This window comes from uncultured Blautia sp. (assembly GCF_902497045.1).
In the GTDB taxonomy this organism is placed as follows: domain Bacteria; phylum Bacillota; class Clostridia; order Lachnospirales; family Lachnospiraceae; genus Blautia_A.
The window spans coordinates 1-21,266 of sequence record NZ_CABVDF010000024.1; the positions used below are offsets into that span (position 1 = coordinate 1).

At 43.8% G+C, this 21,266-nt stretch carries 15 protein-coding genes; 4 read left to right on the forward strand and 11 right to left on the reverse strand.

What is annotated here, in order from left to right; genetic code table 11:
* The first annotated feature begins 175 nt into the window (after positions 1-175).
* Positions 176-1,063, forward strand: coding sequence for an ARMT1-like domain-containing protein (locus RDS42_RS03540; RefSeq protein ID WP_308782413.1), 888 nt, complete (start codon positions 176-178; stop codon positions 1,061-1,063).
* A gap of 186 nt (positions 1,064-1,249) precedes the next feature.
* Positions 1,250-2,341 (forward strand): sn-glycerol-3-phosphate ABC transporter ATP-binding protein UgpC, encoded by a 1,092-nt coding sequence (locus RDS42_RS03545; RefSeq protein ID WP_308782414.1) that lies wholly within the window; start codon positions 1,250-1,252, stop codon positions 2,339-2,341.
* A gap of 110 nt (positions 2,342-2,451) precedes the next feature.
* Here RDS42_RS03545 and pduL read toward each other — a convergent pair whose 3' ends face one another.
* From pduL to RDS42_RS03595, 10 genes are all read right to left on the reverse strand, one after another.
* The gene (gene pduL, locus RDS42_RS03550) at positions 2,452-3,093 is read right to left on the reverse strand and encodes a phosphate propanoyltransferase (RefSeq protein WP_308782415.1); all 642 of its coding nucleotides are present in this window, start codon (positions 3,091-3,093) and stop codon (positions 2,452-2,454) included.
* Positions 3,094-3,226: 133 nt separating this feature from the next.
* Entirely contained in the window at positions 3,227-4,852 is a 1,626-nt protein-coding gene (locus RDS42_RS03555) for an alpha-glucosidase (protein ID WP_308782416.1), read from the reverse strand.
* Positions 4,853-4,861: 9 nt separating this feature from the next.
* Complete coding sequence (locus RDS42_RS03560) at positions 4,862-6,613, reverse strand: alpha amylase N-terminal ig-like domain-containing protein (RefSeq protein WP_308782417.1); 1,752 nt, start codon at positions 6,611-6,613, stop codon at positions 4,862-4,864.
* A gap of 3 nt (positions 6,614-6,616) precedes the next feature.
* A complete protein-coding gene (gene malQ / locus RDS42_RS03565; RefSeq protein WP_308782418.1) occupies positions 6,617-8,071 on the reverse strand; it encodes a 4-alpha-glucanotransferase in 1,455 nt (484 codons plus the stop codon).
* 11 nt (positions 8,072-8,082) lie between these two features.
* Entirely contained in the window at positions 8,083-10,344 is a 2,262-nt protein-coding gene (locus tag RDS42_RS03570) for a glycogen/starch/alpha-glucan phosphorylase (protein WP_308782419.1), read from the reverse strand.
* A gap of 31 nt (positions 10,345-10,375) precedes the next feature.
* Positions 10,376-12,310: an amylo-alpha-1,6-glucosidase gene (locus tag RDS42_RS03575; protein WP_308782420.1), complete on the reverse strand. Its 1,935-nt coding sequence runs from the start codon at positions 12,308-12,310 to the stop codon at positions 10,376-10,378.
* A 4-nt stretch (positions 12,311-12,314) separates the two neighbouring features.
* Positions 12,315-14,234: a type I pullulanase gene (gene pulA / locus RDS42_RS03580; RefSeq protein WP_308782421.1), complete on the reverse strand. Its 1,920-nt coding sequence runs from the start codon at positions 14,232-14,234 to the stop codon at positions 12,315-12,317.
* Positions 14,235-14,249: 15 nt separating this feature from the next.
* Complete coding sequence (locus RDS42_RS03585) at positions 14,250-15,122, reverse strand: sugar ABC transporter permease (RefSeq protein ID WP_308782422.1); 873 nt, start codon at positions 15,120-15,122, stop codon at positions 14,250-14,252.
* Positions 15,123-15,124: 2 nt separating this feature from the next.
* Entirely contained in the window at positions 15,125-16,501 is a 1,377-nt protein-coding gene (locus RDS42_RS03590; protein WP_308782423.1) for a sugar ABC transporter permease, read from the reverse strand.
* 17 nt (positions 16,502-16,518) lie between these two features.
* Positions 16,519-17,754 (reverse strand): extracellular solute-binding protein, encoded by a 1,236-nt coding sequence (locus tag RDS42_RS03595; RefSeq protein ID WP_308782424.1) that lies wholly within the window; start codon positions 17,752-17,754, stop codon positions 16,519-16,521.
* 287 nt (positions 17,755-18,041) lie between these two features.
* Here RDS42_RS03595 and RDS42_RS03600 point away from each other — a divergent pair, with 287 nt between their 5' ends.
* Both RDS42_RS03600 and RDS42_RS03605 read left to right on the forward strand, forming a co-directional pair.
* Positions 18,042-19,076 carry a LacI family DNA-binding transcriptional regulator gene (locus RDS42_RS03600; RefSeq protein ID WP_308782425.1) on the forward strand — a complete coding sequence of 345 codons (1,035 nt, stop codon included), beginning with the start codon at positions 18,042-18,044 and terminating at the stop codon, positions 19,074-19,076.
* Between the two features lie 34 nt (positions 19,077-19,110).
* Positions 19,111-20,205, forward strand: coding sequence for a helix-turn-helix domain-containing protein (locus RDS42_RS03605; protein ID WP_308782426.1), 1,095 nt, complete (start codon positions 19,111-19,113; stop codon positions 20,203-20,205).
* 77 nt (positions 20,206-20,282) lie between these two features.
* Here the strand turns inward: RDS42_RS03605 and RDS42_RS03610 are convergent, their stop codons facing one another.
* Positions 20,283-21,167: a hypothetical protein gene (locus RDS42_RS03610; protein WP_308782427.1), complete on the reverse strand. Its 885-nt coding sequence runs from the start codon at positions 21,165-21,167 to the stop codon at positions 20,283-20,285.
* Positions 21,168-21,266 lie beyond the last annotated feature (99 nt).

Sequence of the window (21,266 nt, forward strand, 5' to 3'; positions counted from 1 at the left end):
TTACTGAATACCCTATTTTTTGAATAATCCTGTTTTATATACAAAGCTGCAATAAGGTTCGTATGCCAGAAAGCTCAAATACTGCCCCTCATGTTGCCACTTGCCCCTCTTTCTATGATGACTTATAATAAATCATAGATATTTTAACAAAAATAGGTCAGGAAAGGAACTACAAATGAAACTGAACCCATTCTGTATGTGCTGTGCACTGAACAAACAGGAACAAAAGATCCGTCATTATCCGGATATGGAGAAGAAAACCGAATACATGAAAAAAGTAATGGCGCTGATAGCCAACACAGAAGAAAACGACTGTGCCCCCAGTCTTTCTGTGGATATACAGAAGCTTTACAGCAGCTTCTGGAACTGTCCTATGGAAGATTTCACAAAGATCAAAAAAGAATTCAATCAGCTTATGCTGAATATGGAAGCCTCTATAGAAGATAAGATCCGAAAAGCAAACGATCCTCTGGAAAAGGCGCTTCTCTATGCACGTATCGGAAATTATATTGACTTTGCCGCTCTTTCCAACGTTGACCAGTCCACTGTCATTACTCTTCTTGATGAAAAAAGCTCAGAAGCTCTAGATGAAAAAGAGTACGAAAATTTTCTCCGGGATCTTTCCTCTGCCAGAAAACTTGTCTACCTCACTGATAACTGCGGAGAAGTGGTTCTGGATAAACTGGCTGTAAGAATCCTGAAGGAACAGTACCCGGATCTGGATATCACAGTGATCGTCCGGGGATACCCGGTAGTGAATGATGCCACTATGGAGGACGCAGAAGAAATCGGACTTACTGATTTGGTAAAGGTGATCGGCAACGGCAGCAATGTAGGCGGTACATGGATCCCCGGAATCAATGCAGAAGCCCGTGAACTTCTTTATGATGCAGATCTGATCATTGCCAAAGGACAGGGGAATTTTGAAACTCTCAACGACTGCGGCCTGAATATTTATTATCTTTTTCTCTGCAAATGCGACCTGTTTCAGCGTCGTTTCCATGCAGAAAATCTTCAGGGCATGTTCCTGAATGAACGCCGTCTGGTCATGGAGCCAGTCTGATACGAAACATGTCATCATGGACAGTCTGCACAATAAATATTGCCTTTTCGTCAATCTGTCAACAAACCTCTGAAATCTTTGTATGATTCTTCTCTGGAAGATACACCTTCTTTTGGTTATACTGAATTCAGTTCAAAACAAGAGCAAAAACTATTTCATACAAATATTACCTGGAGGGAAATTTAAATGGCAAGTTTATCATTATCTCACATTAACAAAACTTATCCAAATGGTTTCGAGGCTGTTAAAGACTTTAACCTTGAAATCGAAGACAAAGAATTTATCATCTTCGTAGGTCCGTCCGGATGCGGTAAATCTACCACACTTCGTATGATCGCCGGACTGGAAGAAATTTCCAGCGGTACTCTTAAGATCGGTGACAAAGTTATGAACGATGTAGAGCCAAAGGATCGTGATATCGCAATGGTATTCCAGAACTACGCTCTGTATCCTCATATGACTGTTTATGATAATATGGCATTTGGTCTGAAACTTCGTAAAGTTCCAAAGGACCAGATTGATCAGCAGGTTCGTGAAGCAGCAAGAATCCTCGACCTTGAAAAACTTCTTGATCGTAAGCCGAAAGCTCTTTCCGGTGGTCAGAGACAGCGTGTTGCCATGGGTCGTGCTATCGTTCGTAATCCTAAAGTATTCCTTATGGATGAGCCGCTTTCCAACCTGGATGCTAAACTTCGTGTACAGATGCGTATCGAGATCTCCAAAATCCACCAGAGACTGGGCGCTACTATCATCTATGTAACACATGACCAGACCGAGGCTATGACTCTTGGTACCAGAATCGTTGTTATGAAAGATGGTGTTGTTCAGCAGGTAGATACTCCACAGAATCTGTATCAGAAACCAGGCAACCTGTTTGTAGCAGGATTCATGGGATCCCCGCAGATGAACTTCCTGGACGCTGAGATCAAAGAAAACGGTGCTGATCTTGTTGCTAAGATTGGTTCTGATGAAGTTGTTATTCCGGCAGACAAAGCTAAAGTCCTGAAAGACAAAGGTTATGTAGGCAAAACAGTTGTTATGGGTATCCGTCCTGAAGACGTGGCAGATTCTGCTAATGGTACTATGTCTTCTGTAGTTAAGGTTTATGAACTTCTTGGCGCTGAAGTATTCCTGTACTTCGACGTAAACGGAACTCAGATCACAGCCCGCGTTGATCCTCGTACAACAGCAAAAACCGGTGATCCGATCAGATTTGACTTTGACATGTCCAAAGCACACTTCTTTGACAAAGAATCTGAACTGGTTATCACAAACTAATACAGAAATGATTGCACCCCTGAGAAATCTCAGGGGTGTTTTTATGTTCTGTTTTATCTAAAAAAATCTGGAACAGAACCTTTACAGGATTCTTATTCCAGATTTTTCTTTTAGCGGTAAATTCCCTGCTGCAGTTCTTCTGCCCAGGACTGCAGATTATAGGTACTTCCTCCAAACAGCTTCAGGATCACACCGCTTGGATCCTTTTCGTTTGCAAAAGCATTGGCCTCGTCTGTGTCCACATGCATGGCTAGCCGAAATGACGGACTTACCCGAACTACTACATCAGAAAAAATCAGTGAACGTTCATAGCTGCTGGTGATCACAAATACATTCTCATTATCAGATACATGGCATCGAATTGCATCACTGGGCGTCATGTGAATATGTCTTTTTGCCACGATCACACCCTCTTTTAATTCCACCTGTCCGCAGGGACCGGCAAGAATACAGCCCGGAGTTCCTGCAATATCGCCGGACTGGCGGATCACAGCAGGAATTCCCAATTTTCTGGCATCTGTTACAGAAATTTCCACCTGCGTCACTGATCTGCAGGGTCCCAGAACGATCACATGCTCAAAGCTTCCTTTTGGACCGATCACAGTCAGGCGTTCCTGACAGGCATACTGCCCCGGCTGACTCAGTTCTTTTGTATAATGCATCCGGGCATCCGCCCCAAATAATATTTGAAAATCCTCCTGAGACAGATGAATATGTCTGGCAGAAGTCTCAATAGGAATCTTTTGGCTCACAGACTTGCACCTTCCCTTGTTTAATATGTTAAAATATTACCAGAAAAAATCATTTATTTCAAGCAAAATCAACAACTCTTTGAAGTGCAGAAATTTCTGTTTGTTAAGAAACGGGAATCAGCCAAACCGCCTTTTAAAATAATTTTATGAAGGCTTCATACGGCCGAAACATTGTCCCGGAGATTTCATCTTTATAATTACGGATCAGAGTCTTACCGCTCTTCCACAATTCCAGACTCTCACAGGAAACTTCCTGATCTGTAAAGTTTGCTGCCACCAGCAGCTTCCTGCCTTCATATTCCCGCACATAAGCAAAAATATTTTCGTCTTCCGGCAGCAGCAATGTAAAATCACCGTCAACAAAAATGCTGTTTTCTTTACGGAGATGAATCAGCTTTTTATAATAATGGAAAACAGAATTTTCATCATCAATCTGGCTCTGAGCGTTGATCTCCTGATAATTTGGATTCACACCAATCCATGGCGTTCCTGTTGTAAAGCCTGCGTTTTCTGTATCGTCCCACTGCATAGGAGTTCTGGCATTGTCACGGCCCTTTGCATAAATGGATTCCATAATATCTTTTTCTGCATAGCCCTTTTCCAGGCGCTCTCTGTACATGTTTCTGATCTCGATATCCTGGTACTGTTCAATGGAAGCAAAGCGTACGTTCGTCATCCCCAGTTCCTCACCCTGATATACATAAGGAGTTCCTTCCATTCCGTGAAGAATGGTCGCCAGCATTTTTGCTGATTCCACCCTGTATTCCCTGTCATTACCCCAGCGTGATACAATCCTGGGAAGGTCATGGTTATCCCAGAAAAGACTGTTCCAGCCGCATCCGTGAAGCTCCTTCTGCCATTTTTCCAGACATTTTTTCAGCTTCACAAAAGGCAGGGGACAAAAATCCCATTTTTCTTTTCCCGGCTCCTGATCCAGCATCATATGCTCAAACTGGAACACCATGGAGAACTCGCTGCCGTCCGGCTTACTGTAAAGCTTGGCCCTGTCAATATCTGCGCCCCAGGCCTCTCCCACTGTGATCAGATCTCCTTTCTGGAAGGTTTCTCTGCTTAACTCCTGAATAAACTCATGAAGTCTTGGACCGTTGTTGGTGATCTTAAGATCCGGCTCCTTGGCGATCTGGTCGATCACGTCCAGGCGAAAACCGCCAACACCTTTGTCCATCCACCAGAGGATCATGTCATAGATTTCTCTTCTGAGCTTTGGATTTTCCCAGTTCAGGTCCGGCTGCTTTACGGAAAACTGATGAAAATAATACTGCTTTAACTCAGGCACCCACTCCCAGGCCGGACCGCCGAATACAGAATTCATATCATTTGGATACACGCCTTCCTCGCCGTCACGCCACACATAGTAATCGTGGTAAGGATTATCCTTGCTCTTTTTCGCCTCAGTAAACCAGCGGTGCTCGTCAGAGGAATGATTCAGCACCAGATCCATAATAATACGGATATTTCTCTTTTTTGCCTCATTGATCAGCTGCTCCATATCGTCAAGATTTCCGAACATGGGATCAATATCCTGATAATCGGAAATATCATAGCCATTGTCATCCTGGGGAGATTTACATACCGGAGACAGCCAGACAGCGTCAATGCCAAGCTCCTGAAGATAATCCAGCCTTTTTATAATCCCCTGGATATCTCCGATCCCATCCCCGTTGCTGTCCTGAAAGCTTCGGGGATAAATCTGGTAAACCACAGAATTCTGCCACCATTTTTTATTGTTCATATCCATTTCCTCCTGTTAAATCCTTCGTATGAGAGTTCCGTTTTTTGCAAGGCTTCCATCCATATAGCCACGGGCAAAAAGGATTTCTCCCTGTTCTTCTACTTTTATGTAATCTTCCGAGCAGTTCAGCAGCACTTCAATTTTATGATTCTGTTCATCCAGCTTAATATATTCCACACAGCGTTTCTCCTGATATTTTCCCGGAAAATGAAAGTACAGGCTTTTAAAAGAAGGCTCCTGCTTTCTCAGAGAAATCAGCTTTTTCATTTCTGCTATACGCTGTCTGTTTTCCTCTGAATCCAGCTCCTGCCAGGGCATGCATCTTCTGCAGTCCGGATCATGCCCGCCCTCCATTGCGATTTCTGTTCCATAGTAAATGCAGGGGCTTCCCGGCATGGTAAACAGCACCGAAAGCTGCTGATAAAAGATGTCCAGATCATGGAAACGGTTCATCAGCCTCTCCGTATCATGGGAATCCAGAAGATTAAAAAGTACATTGTTGCACTGCTGCATGTACATAGTATAACAGTGATTGACTGTATATTCAAAGTCTTGTTTTGTCATTGTTTTATCAATAAAAAAGTCATGAATGCCACTCATCAGAGGATAATTCATAACAGAATCATACTCATCTCCCATAAGCCACTGGCTTGCGTCATGCCAGATTTCGCCAAGAAGATAAATATCCGGCTTCAGTCCTTTCACCCGAGCTCTCATTTTTTTGAGAAAACTGTGTGAAATCTCATTTCCAACATCAAAACGGATTCCGTCAATATCATAGTCACGGATCCATTTTTCACAGAGAGCACAGAAATACTCCTGCACTTTTTCGTTATTGGTATTCAGCTTTGGCATTCCGTCCGCAAAGGCAAAGGAATAAAAACGTCCGTCCCTGGTATCTGCCTTTTTCTTAATGTCACTCCAGTCATTGATCATAAACCAGTCCGCATATTCGGAAGCCCGCCCCTTTTCCTGCACGTCCAGCCAGGGCGCGAACTTTGGCCCGCAATGGTTAAATACTGCGTCCACCATCACACGGATACCGTGATCATGAGCTTCCTTTACCAGAAGAGAAAACTCCTTCTCATCTCCAAAGGCCGGATCGATCTTTTCATAATCCGTTGTATCGTATTTATGATTGGATTCCGCTTCCATAACAGGATTCAGGTAAATTCCATTGATGCCCAGCTCCTCCAGATACCCCAGCTTCTGACGGATTCCGGCAAGATTCCCCCCATACCGCTCTTTGTTGGTAACTGATCCGGTTCTCCATGGAAGGATATCCTCTGTATTTTTCTCCGGTGTTCCATTGCAGAAGCGATCCGGAAAAATCTGATACCATACCGTATCGTTCACCCATTCCGGCGTTCTGTTCAGATCTGCCGGATTCATCCAGGGAACAATAAAACACTGGAGCATTCTTCCGTCCATATGCAGCTGCTCCTGTGTGAGAAATCCGTCCTCAAAGTAATACCAGGTTTCCTTGTCTGTCTGAAGCTCAAAATAATATTTGCATCTTTTATACGGCGGCTCCAGAGTGGTTGTCCACCAAAGCTGATGCTTCAGCCGCTTTTTGTAGCAGATTTCTTCTCGTTTTCCAGTCCATTTTTCTTTTCCGCCCAGAATACCTGCATCAAACGGGTCTCCATAATGTATGAAGACCCGTTTGACATCATAACCGGTTTTTATGTTTACAATCAGTTGGTTTTCATTGTACGGATAGCTCATCTGCTCTGAAGTTTTATGATAAACCCCGGTAAATTCCATATGTTATTTCCTTTCTCTCAGATGTCCGGCATATTTTTTAAGTCCTGCTTCTATCCTGTCACCATCCGGCATCCGCCATTCCCAGTTTGGGCTTCCCACGGTGCCCGGAGTGTTCAGTCGTGCTTCTTTTCCCATTCCAAGAATATCAGAAAGAGGAACAATTGCGTACTCCGCTTTGCTTTTCCAGGTATATTCCAGAAGCCTGTCCTGTACGGAACCGTTTTTGATGCCCTGTTTTTTCAGAAAACGGCGAAGCTTTCTTCTGGACGGACCACTAAGCTCCTGATACCATTCCATCAGCGTACTGTTGTCGTGTGTTCCGGTATAGATGATCATATTTTTCTCATCCGGGAAACTGTCCACTGCATATTTGCCTGAAGTATCGAGGACAAATTCCAGAACCTTCATTCCCTTCAGATGATAATGTTCTTTTAAGGTAAGAACCTCCGGACGGAGATCTCCCAGATCCTCTGCGATCAGTTCCACTTCCGGAAGCTTTTCTGTAAGCATGTCCAGCACTTCGAAGCCGGGAGCCTCGATCCATTCTCCTTCAATGGCAGTGGGACATTCTGCCGGAATTTTCCAAAAGGTGTCAAAGGCACGAAAATGATCAATACGGATCATATCAAACAGTTTGCTGCTGTATCCGATCCGGTCAATCCAGAACTGATAATCATTCTTTTTCAGATAATCCCAGTCATAAATCGGATTTCCCCATCTCTGACCTGTGGCGCTGAAATAGTCAGGGGGAACTCCTGCAATAAAAACAGGGCATCCGTCTGTATCCAAAAGGAAGTTGTCCTTGCCGGCCCACACATCCACAGAATCCACGCCCACATAAAAGGGCACATCTCCCATAACGCGGATTCCTATGTCATTAGCCGCTTTTTTCACTGCCATCCACTGACAGTAAAAAACATATTGAAGGAACATCTGGTACTGAACCTCTTCCTTCACATGAGCAGGAACCTCTGCGCCTGTTTCCGGCCAGCTCTTGTCCTCATCCTTCCACTGGTTCCAGCAGCGGTTTCCGTTTTCTTTTTTTAATGCACGGAACATTCCGTAACTTTTTACCCAGGGCTGTTCCACGAACTTCTGATAATCCTCTGTCTCCTGAAAGTTATTGAAGGCTTCCCGGAGATAAGGCTCCTTCCATTCTCTCACCGCCTGATAATCCACCTTTGCCGCATCCTTACAAAATGTCTCAGGTGCTGTATTCAGAAGCCCCTGCTTATGCAGTTCTTCCAGACTGATATAAATTTCATCTCCGGCGCAGGAGGAATAAGGCTGATATGGAGAGTTTCCATAGCCTGCCGGGTTCAGAGGCAGGATCTGCCAGATTTTTACCCCTGTATCTTTCAGATTTTTAATAAACCGAAAGGTGTCGGCTCCCAGCTCTCCCACTCCTGTATTGGAGGGAAGAGCGGACACCGGCATCAAAATTCCTGATTCTCTCATAAGCCACCTCTTTATGACAGCTTCCAGATATCGCGGTTGTATTCGGCAATAGTACGGTCTGCAGAGAAGTATCCGGCCTTTGCAATATTTACCAGAGCTTTTCTGGACCATGCTTCCTCATCCTCATAATCTGCCAGCATTTTTTCTTTTGTCTGAATATATTCTTTTACATCCAGCAGAGCCATAAACCAGTCTTTGGAGCGGATTTCCTTATAAAGTCTTTCCAGATTTTCCATATCTCCGATAGTTTCCAGCTCTTCTCCCTTAATAAAGTCAACCAGCTCACGAATCATTTCATCTTCCTGATAAAGAGTCTCTGCACTGTAGGTTTCCTCTTTATAAAGACGGATTACATCCTCAGAACGTTTTCCGAAAATATAAATATTCTCATCTCCTACAAGCTGATGGATCTCTACGTTTGCGCCGTCCTCTGTTCCCAGAGTCACTGCACCGTTCAGCATAAATTTCATATTTCCGGTTCCTGAGGCTTCCTTGGAAGCAAGGGAAATCTGCTCGGAAATATCACAGGCAGGGATCAGCTTTTCTGCTTTGGTTACATTGTAGTTTTCTACCATAACGATCTTCAGATATTTATTTACCGCAGGATCCTTTTCAATCATCTCCTGGAGGCACAGGATCAAATGGATGATATCCTTGGCAATGGTGTAAGCCGGAGCTGCCTTTGCACCGAAGATCATGGTCAGCGGACGTTTCGGAAGATTTCCTTTTTTGATCTCCTTATATTTATAGATTGCATAAAGAGCATTCATCTGCTGTCTCTTATACTCATGGAGACGTTTAATCTGAATATCAAATACTGAGTCTGGATCGATCTCCACATTCTGAGTCATTTTCAGATAGTCTCTCAGTTCTTCCTTGGAATGCATTTTGATCTCACGAAGTTTTTTCAGTACAGTCTCATCGTCTTTATACTCCAGAAGCTTTTCAAGCTTTGTGGCATCCTCAAGATATTCCTCTCCGATCAGCTCTTCCAGATAAGCCGCCAGATCATGGTTGCAGTGCTTCAGCCATCTGCGGAAAGTAATTCCATTTGTTTTGTTATTAAATTTTTCCGGATAAATATCGTAGAACGGTTTCAGCTCAGATTCCTTCAGAATCTCTGTATGAAGAGCCGCCACACCATTTACCGCATATCCATAATGAATGTCAATATGCGCCATATGCACACGGTTATCCTTATCTATAATAGCTACACGCTCATCATTGTAATCTTTTTTCACACGGGCATCCAGCTCACGGATTACAGGCATAAGATGGGGAACCACTTTTTCAAGATATGCAGACGGCCATTTTTCCAGAGCCTCCGCAAGAATGGTGTGATTGGTATAAGCGCAGGTCTTTCTCACAACATCGATCGCCGTATCCATGTTAAAGCCTTTTTCCATAAGAAGACGGATCAGCTCCGGAATTACCATGGTAGGGTGGGTATCGTTGATCTGGATTGCCACGTGGTCATACAGTCTGTAGAGATCATAACCGTTATCCTCTGCTTCTTTCAGAATCAGCTGTGCAGCATTGCTGACCATGAAATACTGCTGGTAAATACGAAGAAGCTGACCTGCCTCATCACTGTCATCCGGATAAAGAAACAGTGTCAGGTTCTTTTTGATATTGTTTTTGTCAAAACTGATACCCTCGCCGATAATGCTTTCATCCACAGTATCTGTATCAAAAAGATGCAGACGGTTGCAGTTGTTTTTATAGCCTGGAATATCAATATCATACATGACAGAGGTCAGAGTAAAATCCTTAAAAGGAACCTGGAATGCAGTTTCTGTTCTGGTAAGCCAAGAATCCTCTGTGATCCACGGATTCTTTTCTTCTTTCTGCTTATGATCCACAAATGTCTGGCGGAACAGACCGTCATGGTAATTTAATCCCACACCGTCTCCGTTCAGCCCCAGTGTTGCAATAGAATCCAGGAAACATGCTGCCAGTCGTCCGAGACCGCCGTTTCCAAGAGAAGGCTCCTGCTCAATCTCCTCAATATCCGTAAGGTGATGACCGTTCTTTTCCAGAACCTCTCTTGTCTCTTCAAACATACCAAGATTGATCAGATTGTTGGAAAGAAGCTTTCCAATAAGGAATTCTGCTGAAATATAATACAGCTTTTTCTTTCCTTCATTCCGCTTCATATGTTTCATTTTATCTTTTGTGATCAGAAGAAGCGCTGTATAAATCTCCTGACTGGAGGCTTCCCTGATGGTTTTGTGATATCTTTCCTGTAATACCTGCTCTAATAATTTCTCCATAACTGTCTCCTCTTTTCTATTCATTCTATGTTCAGAGTTTTTCCAGTGCTTCATATACTCTCAGGATCTCTCCCACGCTCCATGCCTGGGCAAAGCATCCCTTTGACCTTGTAGGATTTTCACCGTCATAGATTTCCGGAAGCTGTCCGATACAGCCCTCTCTCATGGCTGCTTCCATAACCTCAAGCTGCTCTCTCACGATTTTTTTTGCTTCCGGGCTGTACTGATTCACCTTCAGATATGCAAGATAATAAGCTCCCAGAGGGAACGTCCATACCGTTCCCTGATGATAAGCCATATCCCTGTCTTCCATTTTCCCCTGATAAAGTCCATGAAATTCCTGATCTTCCTGTTCCAGGGTACGAATTCCATATGGGGTGTAAAGCTTTTCAAAAACAGTTTCCACTACCTGCTGTTCTTTTTCCGGGTCCAGCATGGTAAAGGTCAGGGATACTGCCCAGATCTGATTGCACCGTATCTGAGCATCTGCCTTTGTTCCGGAAACAAGATCTTTTAAACATTTTTTGTCATCCATCCAGAACTTATCCACAAAAGAAGCTTTTACTTTCTCTTTTAGCTGTGTATAAACTGCCTTTTTATCTGCTGTCTCTGCAAGCTCATCCATAATACACAACGCGTTATACCAGTAAGCATTGATTTCCACAGGCTTGCCGTGACGGGGCGTGGGAAGAATATCTCCTACCCGCACGTCCATCCAGGTTACCTGCCACAGCCCTTCCCCTGACTGGATCAGACCATCCTCATCCATATGGATTCCATAGTCGGTTCCCTCCCGGTAAGCCTTTATGATCCGCTCCATCACCGGATACATTTCCTGCACAAAAGCTCTGTCCCCGGCAGCCTGATAATAAAGATACACACAGTTGATAAACAAAAGCGCCGCATCCACCGTATTATAAAGGGGGTCGTTTCCGCCCTCCGGAAAAAGATTCGGCATCAGTCCGCCTCGTTCATTGACCGCAAAGGTTCTGAGAATCTCCTTTGCCGTTTCATACTGGCCGGTGGAAATACATATCCCCGGAAGGGCGATCATGGTATCTCTTCCCCAGTCCTCAAAAAACGGATATCCAGCAAGAATGGTTCTTCCGTTGGTAGATTCCCTTCTGGAAACAAACTGGCTGGCGCTTTTTACCAGCTCCTTTGCCATTTCCTTATGAAGTCCCGCTTTTGCTTCCAGAGCTTTGCGGTAAGTCTGCATTTCCAGAATGATAACGTCTGCATCCTGATCTGCATTTTCCATGGAGTATACAAGCTTCAGGATTTTTTCCTCTCCCGGCTGAACGCTTTCTGTGATTATGTGTCCGGACTTTGCAAGACCTGTCTCTCTACGTCCGTCGCAGGCGTCATAGCTGTAAAAATATGTTTCCTGTATTTCTTCTATATTATCCAGTGTTCCGTTTGTCTGGAAATAGAGAGTCATTCCATTGGAAATCACTGCATTTTTCGTATACTGAAACTTTTGCTCTGGTTCCGGCTCACTGCCCTTTGCAGTAAACTGATAAAAAGGTACAATCTTCAGTTCAGCAGGTTTTCTGCTGCGGTTTCTGATGCTGTAGCGTACTGCCACTGTATTTTCTCCCTGCTTCATGGCAATCTCCTTGCGGATCTCCACTCCCTGAACAAGAAATCTCCATATGGGCATATCGTCAAATACAAAAGATGAAAAATAAGGACAGCCCTCCTCCTTATATCCGTCTGCAAACTCCTGGGAAGAAAGAACAATTTCCTCTTCACCCAGACACAGACTTTCCTTCAGACGATGTACCATATTGTATCTGTGATTGGGTGCCTGTACACAGGCCATCAGAAGAGCGTGATCGTTTCTTGCCACAGAGCCTGTCATGGTCATGGAAGAAAATCCACCCAAGCCATTGGTAAGAAGATAACAGTTTTCCTGTCCTCTTTCCAGATTTTTCAACTCCTGTTTTCCGTAAATCCACTTCATATCCTTACCTCTGTCCCAGGATCAGCGCGCTTACCGGCGCAGCCTCTGCCTTTTGTGTATTTTTTGGTTCCTTCCAGAGAAAACTGTTTTCTCCATTCAGAAGAATTTCCCAGTTTCCTTCCGGAAGCTCTCTTGTTACTGTTTTTTCTGTTCTGTTATAAATGATCAGAAGCTTTTTCCAGGGGCATGTATTTGCTTCATCCCGGTTATCCACCAGAAATCCAACTGCACCGTCTTCTTTCCACTGCCCGGAAATTCTTTTCCACGCCTCCTCTGATTTGTCGCAAAGTCCGGGAAGCTGTTTTCGAAGAGCGATCAGGCCCTGATAATACTGTCTTAATTCCTGATATTCATAGGCCCGCTCCCAATCCAGTCTGTTCAGTTCTATAGGCGCGTTGTAAGTATTCTCATATCCATCCTTAGTTCTGGCAAATTCCTCGCCGGAAAGAAAGAAAAGATTTCCCTGACAGGTCATATAAACAGCTGCTGCCAGCCGGTTCACTCTCTCCCGCTCTTTTTCGTCAGAAATCGTTTTTTCAAGCTTATCCCAAAGCGTCCAGTTGTCATGGGCGGACACATAGGTAATGATCTGACTTGGAGCCTTTGCACCGTCTTTTCTGCACCAGGCAGTTACACTGTCCAGGATTTTATCCTCCATATCTTCTGCCCCATTGACAAATCCCGGTATTTCCGCCTCAAACACATGTCCCTTAACAGCGTCTCTTGTGTCGTCGCAGAATATACCTACATTTTTGTCAAGAAGCTGTATATTACTTTTCAGAGCCTGAGCTGCTCCGTCCTCCATAGCTGTCTCATCGGCAGCCCAGGGCTCACCGTATATCAGAATCTCTCCCGTTCCATAAATATTGTCGAGTTCTTTTCGTATACGGTTCATAAGCTCTGCATCAAGAAGTCCCATAAGGTCGAAACGGAATCCGTCAATATGATATTCCCTTACCCAGTAAAGCACAGAATCCAGAATATATCTGGCGCACATGGGGCGCTCGCTTGCCATGTCATTTCCACAGGCAGAACCATTGGAAATCTCTCCGTTTTTATCTGTACGGAAATAATACCAGGGCACAGTACGATTCAGGTTATTGTCCAGTGAATACATGTGATTGTAAACAACATCCATGATCACTCGAAAACCATTTCTGTGAAGAGACTGGATCATTTCTTTAAATTCCCGGATACGTACTTCTCCATGCTCCGGATCTGTGGAATAGGAACCCTCCGGCACATTGTAATTCACCGGATCATAGCCCCAGTTAAAATCCGTTTCACTTTTTTCATCTACAGAGCCGTAATCATATGCAGGCATGATCTGTACATGAGTCACCCCCAGCTCTTTCAGATAATCAAGTCCGGTAGGATGTACGCCGTCTCCGTAAAGAGTCGTATGGTCTTCTGTAAACGCTTTGTATTTTCCGCGGTTTTCCTTTTTAAATCCACCGGAGGTTTCCCAGGAAAATTCTTTTACATGAAGTTCATAGATTACATTTTCCGGTGAGGGTTCCGGTCTTTTATCCTCATCCCAGTACTGTGGATCTGTTTTCTTCAGATCGCAGACCATACTGCGGATCCCATTTACTCCACATGCCCTTGCATAAGGATCCCCCGTAACTGTCTTTTCTCCGTCCAGCGTAATCTCATAATCATAATATACTCCGTGAAGATTTTTCTCCGTCCGGTATGCCCAGACTCCTTTTTCCTCTTTTTCCATGGAAGTGATCTGGTAACAGGGAGCTTTTTCTCCGTCTTTATAAAAACACAGTCTCACATCCTCTGCCAGAGGGCTCCACAGAAGGAAGGCAGTTCCTTCCTCTGTGCAGACAGCCCCCAGATCACTGCCTTCATATAAATATTTTTCCTGAAATTCTGAAGAATGATATAGCCTCTTTAATTCCTGTCTCGTCCTCATAATTCTCCTTTTTCGTTAACCCTTAACTGCGCCGGATACTCCATCTACATAATATTTCTGCATGCAAAGGAAAAGAATCGCAATCGGTATGGAAATCAGGACAGCCCCTGCCGCAAAGCTTGTATACCAGCTGTCAATGTATTCTTTTTCCAGCATTTTCCACAGACCAATGGCAATGGTGTACTGATCTGAGTTTGCACGGCAGATTACCTTTGCAAAAATAAAGTCCAGCCACGGTGCCATAAATGCCGTAAGTACTGTATAAACAATGATCGGTTTACTTAACGGCAGCGTAACCTTTGTGAACACCTGCCATTTTGTACAGCCGTCCAGAATAGCAGCCTCATCCACAGCATAAGGAATCGTGTCAAAAAATCCCTTGGCAATCTGGAATCCCAGACCTGCACCGCCTGAATAGCATAAGATCAGTGCCACGCGGATAAGATTTCCCTCTGTCAGTCCTGCTGCCTTAAGAATAAAATATACAGCTACCATGGACATAAATCCCGGGAAAAGCCCCAGTATCATTGCCATATTCATGTATGGCTTTCTCAGCTTAAACTTCAGTCTTGACAGACAGTAGGAAACTGCCAGTGTATAAAAGGTTGCGATCAGGCAGGAAAAAACCGCAATGATCAGGGTGTTCATGAACATCTTCGGGAAGTTCAGAATCGATGTATCAGTAAACAGTTTAATATAGTTATCCAACGTATAAGACTGAGGCAGAAAAGTAGAAACATAAGAACCCTTTTCTGCACGGAAACTGGTAAGTACAACCCAGATAATAGGGAATACCCAGATAAAAGCCAGAATCGCCAGACTCACATGAACAATAGTATTGTTTACAAAACGCTTTGTTTTTGCTGACTTGAATTTTGGTGCTGCCATCTTTAAATTCCTCCTTCTTTATAGGACTTGCTGTTGCGGTAAGTAAGAAGCGCTCCCACCGCCAGAATGACAAAGGTCAGAATTCCGATTACCGCTCCGATATTGTAGTATTGTTTATCAATTGTCAGCTTATAGAGCCAGGTAACAAGCAGGTCTGTTTTTCCTGCTGTGGATGCCAGATCCGTAACCGGATCTCCTCCGGAAAGCAGATAAATAATATTGAAGTTGTTTACATTTCCTGTAAAGGTTACGATCAGATACGGAGTTGTCACATACAGCATATAAGGCAAAGTGATCTTGAAAAATCTCTGTATCGCATTTGCTCCGTCCACCTTTGCCGCCTCATAGAGCTCCTCCGGAATATTCTGAAGAACACCGGTAAGCTGAAGCAGTGTATAGGGAACACCAACCCAGATGTTAATAACAATTACAGTCACTCTCGCCCAGGTTGGATCTGTAAAGAACGGAAGGCTTGCGTCTGCCCCGATCCATCCCAGATTTCTTAAAAGTACGTTTACCGCGCCGTTTGGCTGAAGCATGGTTCTCATAATAAGAAGAGAGACAAACATGGGGACCGCACAGGAAAGTACGAAGCAGAATCTCCAGAATCCCTTGGCTTTTGTATCCTTACGGTTGATTACCATAGCAAGGATCATACCAAAAATGTAGTTACTGAAGGTTGCAAAGAACGCCCACACCAGAGTCCATCCAAGAACTGACCAGAAAGTACTTCCCAGAATACTGTTGGAATCAAACAGTGCCTTAAAGTTTTCCAGTCCTACCCAGTCAAAAAGCATCAGATGATTTCCGATCTTACTGTAATTGGTAAACGCCATACAGATCATAAAGATCAGCGGCAGAATGGTAAAGATCATGATGGCAGCCATTGGCGGCGTCATTAAAAGTCTGTGCAGGTTTTCGTGAAGCAAAGACTTCACATCCTCAGCAAAACTGTTTACATGCTGGCCGCTTTTGTCCAGACATTCTGCTTTGTAAGCGCTTTTTAAAGTTCCTCTCCATACCCATACCATCAGAAGAGTAAGAAGAACCGTTGCCACTCCATAGAGCAGAATCAGTACAGACTGATCGCCCTGGGTGTAAACATAAACCTGATTCGCCTCATCCCAGACTTCTTTCCGGGGAACACTTCCCAGGGAACCCAGCATACTTAAAAATCCAATGCCGTTTACCAGCATAAATACCAGGTATGCGGCTTCAACAGCCAGATACAGAAGCCCTTTTATTTTCTGTTTATGGACAAAATTTCCAAATCCCATCAGCACCATGGAAAGCTTTGTTTCAATACCGCCTTTTTTTATGGCGTTCATACAGGTATATGGTGTGGAAAATTCGTCTTTTGTTTTCTTTAATTTCAACATTTTCCTATCCCCTTCTCTTAAATCCCGTCGCTGTTCATTGCCTCGTTCATATCCTCAGTCTGGGCTACAGAATTATCATGTGTGACGCTTCCGTTTCGGATACCTTTTCCCATGTTCTCAACAGGAACCCAACAGTTGTTCATCTTAGCCACAAACGGCTGAAGAATAGAGGTCCTGTTAAAGGTATCGTTCTGTGCAGATACCAGAGGGTCGTTGGCGATGGCTTCCTCTGCCAGAAGCTCTGTATTACATGGAATTACATTTCTCAGCTCATAATGTGATCTCTGTGCATCAGCAGATCCCAGATAAACTGCCAGCTCTACAGCAGCTACCATATTTTTGCTGTAAGGATTTACGCCAATGGCTTTTGAGCCTGCATAGGATGTCATCTGCTTCTCTTCTCCGTTTAAGGTAAAGGTAGGAAGCGCTGCCGCTCCCATGTTATCTCCAAGGGCTTCCTTTACAGCATTGGCATCCCAGGAACCGGAAAAGATCGCATTGATGCTTCCGTCACGAAGCCCTGCAAGACCGGAACCGTCCGCATCAATCTCAAAATTCGGATTTGCAGCCAGATCGATCAGATAATCGGTTACCTCTGCTGCTTTTTCTCCGCTAAAATCCACTCCCTTGGATTCATCTGTTCCATCTCCAAAAAGGGTACAGCCATTTCCAATATAGAAGGAAGGAAGATACCAGGAATTGGTAAACGGAAGAGACACCGTTCCCTTCTCAAGCATGGTATCCAGGTTTTTAATATCCTCCTCAGAAAAAACACTCTTATCATAGTACATGAACCAGGTATTTGTGGTAAACGGAACGCCGTAAAGATCTCCATCCTTTACCAGAGATTCCAGAACCTCCGGAGAATTGGTTGTTTCGATTTCTTCTCTGTACCTTCCGCCAAATTTCGCCAGTGCATTGGCATCTGTCATAATTGTCAGTGTATCGTTGGCATACATAAATACATCTGCGCTTGCCTCCGGATCCTGTGCCACCTGATTTGCCGCTGTTGCCTCGTCAGCAATTCCATACACAAACGTAATGTCCCATTCCGGATGAAGCTCTGCAAAGTCCTCACAGCTGTTCTGGAGCCACTGGCCACTGTCTTTGGACTGATCCTCAGAAGGAGACCATACCATAAGACGTACCTTTTCCTTTGCTTCTGAATTCTGGTTTTCTGCTTTGCCGCACCCGGTAAATCCGGCTGCTGCAAGAACTCCTGCCAGCAGAAGCGCTGCTTTTCTCTTTCCCATTTTTCTTTCTCCTTAATTTGTTTCGTATTGTTTCGATACTTGTAATATACAACAGCTCAGAAAAAACGTCAATATCTCCTGTTTTTTTTCTCTGTTTTTCACATTTTTCATTTTTATTTTTTGTGTATTTTTCACACAGTTTTCTTTTCAATGCAATTTTACGAAACAAAAACAGGCAAAATAATTGCTTTTTTTCCTGTATTTCGATATAATAAAAACAATATCTATTTAACGTATACAGGTACGGCACATGTTATTTTTCTGTCCGTACCAGGAAAGGCATTTATATGGCTACAATTCAAGATATTGCTGACAGACTGGGCGTTTCTAAGGGAACTGTGTCCAAGGCCATCAATAACGCCCCTGATATCAGCGAAACTTTACGAAAAACAATTTTGGATACTGCAGTGGAAATGGGCTATACCAGACTGCGAAGACAGAAAAATGATGCAAAACGTTTCTGCATCATCATAGAAAATATGGAATACGAGGAACCTCACCACTTCGGCTATGATTTCATCATCGGTTTCCGCCAGATGGCAGAACCTGCCGGGTATGTGGTAGATGTAATCCCTGTAACAGAGAATTTCCAGAAAAAAACACCTTATGATGTTTTTATGCTGCAAAATGATTATACCGGAGCTTTCGTCCTTGGCTTTTCCCTGAACGATCCCTGGATGAAGGATTTCCGGACCAGCCATACTCCTACCGTTCTTTATGACAACTATATTCCTGCCAATCCTTTTATTGCTTCTATCGGAATCGACAACAGCGAAGGAATGGCTCTGGCTGTGTCCCATCTGAAAAAACTCGGTCACAAAAGGATCGGATATTTAAGCAGCGCTCTGGGATCCTATATTATGCAGGTACGGCACAAGGCATTTTTTCAGGCAATGAAACAAAACGGTCTGAAGGCAGAAGCAGATTCAGCCGGTGCGTCCTACTATGTAACAAAGTGTATCGAAAAACATCTGCCCCGGCTCCTGAACATGGGAATGACTGCTGTGATCTGCAGCCACGATCAGATTGCCAACGCCGCCATGGTTCAGTGTCAGCAGTTAGGATACCGTGTTCCCGGCGATATCAGTATCATCGGATTTGACGACCTGCCTCTGTGTGCCTATACTTCACCTCCACTGACTACAGTACGCCAGGATCGCACCATACTGGGAAAATGCGGTTTTTATGCTATGGACAGCATTCTGAATCAGGTGTCTATCGGATCGATCCTGATCCACGCACAGCTGATAGAACGCCATTCTACAGGACCTGCTCCGGATGCGCCGGAAAAAACAGTTTTCTCCCGGATATCGGAACAATAGATCAGCCAACCACAGAAAGAAAGGGGATACTCTCATGTCGATACAGCGTACTTTACAAAAATATATGGAGGACTGGAAGAACATCAGCGGACTCGATTTCTGTCTTCTCACCAACGAAAACGAAACATTTATAACTACCTGTTCCCGATCTCTCCCTTCGGCGGAAAAGCTGGAAGAGTTCCGCAGCGGAAATGCTCTGGTTGTGGCAAACGCAAGCCGCTGTCTCTGTAAAATCATACACAAAGAAAAACTTGTTTATATTCTCATTGTATGGGGAAGCGGAGAAAGTGTTCCCACCATCAGCCAGCTTGCAGTCTGCCAGGTACAAAGTCTTCTGGAAGCCTATGCAGAAAAAAGCGACAAAAATGTTTTTATGCAGAAGCTTCTTCTTGGGACCTACGGAGAGGTGGAAGCCTTTAACCGGGCAAAAAAACTTCATATCTCTTCTACTGCCAGCCGGGCAGTCTTTCTGGTAGAAACACGCCGCCAGAGAGATGAACACGCCCTTGCCACCATACGAAATATTTTTTCTGCCCGTACAAAAGACTTCATTACCTCTGTGGATGATTCAGGAATTATTGTGATCCGGGAGCTTTCTTCTACAGAAACCGATGAAGATCTGGAGGATATCGCCCATATGCTGGTAGATATGCTTGGAGCCGAAGCCATGACTCAGGCCTGGGTTTCCTACAGCAATACTGCCGATGATCTTCTCCAGCTTTCCAACGCCTACAAAGAAGCAAAAACAGCGATGGAAATCGGAAAGATCTTTTACTCAGAAAAAAATGTATTCAGCTATCGAAAACTGGGAATCGGACGATTGATCTACCAGCTTCCCGTGTCCGTGTGCGAAATGTTCATTCAGGAAGTCTTTGGAAACGAATCTCTGGATTCCCTGGACAGTGAAACCCTTGCCATCATCCGCACATTCTTTGAAAACAACCTGAATCTTTCAGAAACCTCCAGACAGCTTTATGTCCACAGAAACACTCTGGTGTACCGTTTTGAAAAGATCCAGAAAAAATTCGGTCTGGATCTGCGGACCTTCGAGGATGCCCTGACCTTTAAACTTGCCATGCTGGTAAGCGGATATGTGACTTATAATTATAATAAGAATGACCGGAGCTGAGACCTGAATTAAAATCAGTTCCCTATACAGATAAAAGTGGAGCACACGCCCCACTTTTATCATTTTGACACCCACAATTACTGTTTGTTATTCTTTTCTTCCAGCAGCTTTCTCAGACGCTGAATCTCTTCTTCTGCAGCTTCTGTTTTCTTTCGTTCCATGGCAATGCCCTGTTCGATTCCCTGTTCGATTCCCTGTTCGATTCCTTTCTGAATCAGTTTATCGGATTCCAATTCCAATACCTTTCCACCCATTACATCACCAAATCCTTTCTTTACATTTTCTTTGTCCCTGAACACATAATCTGCAATCCGGGTTATCAACTCAATCATATCCCGGTATGCTTTTTCATTTCCACGGTCGAGAAATTTCTCTTCCAAATACTTTTCAATTTTTTGATACTCATCAAAAATTTCTTTCATCTTTTCACTGTCTGCGTCCAGATCTTTTTCTTTTTCATATCTCATTACATGATACGGCAATAAAAACAGCAGATGTTTCCGTAATATTTCATCACAGGTAAAATTCTGCACCTGCACGATAGGAACCATATATTCTACTGTATTACCATTTGGCATCACAAGTTCCATAGATATTACATCCTTCTTTTCTGTGCCACGCAGATACAGGACACATGACTGCGGAAAATACATCCGATATCTGCCATTTTTCTTCTGCACATTTTCCAGACTGATTGCAAAATCATATTCGATCATCCGGATCACCATAGTGGAATCGTCTGTACTCTGACATTCCATATGATAGATCCTGTCTGCGATCAGCAAATGGGAATCTGTGATTACCCTGCCATTTTGTGTCTGATGTTCATTTCTCTTTTGTATGATCTCAATGTCTTCCGAATAGGAAGTACCAAAGACTTCATTAATCAGCGGAACGACCAGCTGCGGCATCTTTTCCAGCATCGTCCGGAACACATCATCAAAAATAGTGCTATTTTCCATAAGACTTTCCTTTCTTTATGTAATTCTCATTGTTATCTTTCAGGTTTTGTCTTATGTATTTTAAGAGATGTTATCCGATTGTATGTTTTATTCCGCCCC